Origin of the sequence: Uniformispora flossi, from assembly GCF_049534875.1 — a bacterium.
In the GTDB taxonomy this organism is placed as follows: domain Bacteria; phylum Actinomycetota; class Actinomycetes; order Streptomycetales; family Streptomycetaceae; genus Yinghuangia; species Yinghuangia aomiensis.
On sequence record NZ_JBMULZ010000056.1, the window covers coordinates 1 to 1,059 of the forward strand.

Consider the following 1,059-nt stretch of genomic DNA (forward strand, 5'->3'; position numbering starts at 1 on the left):
CACCCGCTCGAACAGCTCGTACAACTCGTCCGGCACCAAACGCTCAACCATCGACACCAGCCCAGGCTACCGAGCCAAATGAGATGACGTCTAAGACCGTGTCCTATGTGGTGGTGGGGTCGTTGCTGAGTCATGGGGAGTTCGGGGTGGGACTGGATCGTTCCTGACGGGTTGTGGGAGGTCGTGGAGCCGTTGCTGCCGCCGGCGAAAGTCCGTCCGCAGGGCGGTGGCACGGCGAACATCGACGACGAGGCGGTGTTCGCCGCGGTCGTGTTCGTGTTGACGACCGGGTGTGCATGGCGGCATCTGCCGCCGTGCTTCGGCGCGTCGAAGTCGACGGTGCACCGTCGTTTCACGATCTGGTCGGATGCGGGGCTGTGGGGCCGACTGCACCGCAGGCTGCGCGAACTCCTCGCGGACAGCGGGCTGGTGGACCTGTCCCGGGTCCTGGTCGACACCGCGCACGTCCGCGCGAAAAAGGGGGCGGGCTCACCGGCCCAAGCCCCGTCGACCGCGGCAAGCCCGGCTCCAAGCTGCACGTCCTGTCCGACCGGGCCGGACTGCCGCTCGTCGTCGGGGTCTCAGCTGGCAACTGCCATGACAGCAACGGCTTGAGGCCGCTGGTCGAAGCGCTCTTGATCAAGCACGACCCGCACCGCGGCCGACCGTGGAAGCCCGGGAAGCTGCATGCGGACAAGGCCTATGACAACCCTCCGCTGCGGCGCTGGGTGCGCGGCAAGCGGATCGGCGTGCGGATTGCCCGCAAAGGCGTCGACACGTCGCAACGGCTCGGTCGGCACCGATGGGTCATCGAACGCACCATGTCCTGGCTGACCGGCTACCGCCGGCTGACCATCCGCTACGAACGCAGACACGACCTGTTCCTGGCCTTCACCACCCTCGCCGCAGCCCTCATCTGCTTCAAGCGACTACGACGTCACACCACGTAGGACACGCTCTAAGGCGTCATCTCATTTGGCTCGGTAGCCTGGGCTGGTGTCGATGGTTGAGCGTTTGGTGCCGGACGAGTTGTACGAGCTGTTCGAGCGGGTGGTTCCT

The 1,059-nt window shown here is 66.1% G+C and carries 1 protein-coding gene; it reads left to right on the forward strand.

Annotated features, from left to right (window positions below; all coding sequences use genetic code 11):
- Positions 1 to 132: 132 nt before the first annotated feature.
- A protein-coding gene (locus ACPA54_RS39030) for an IS5 family transposase (RefSeq protein ID WP_423537296.1) occupies positions 133 to 950 on the forward strand; the annotation gives its coding sequence in 2 pieces (ribosomal slippage) (positions 133 to 490 and positions 490 to 950; 819 coding nt in all).
- Positions 951 to 1,059: the final 109 nt, after the last annotated feature.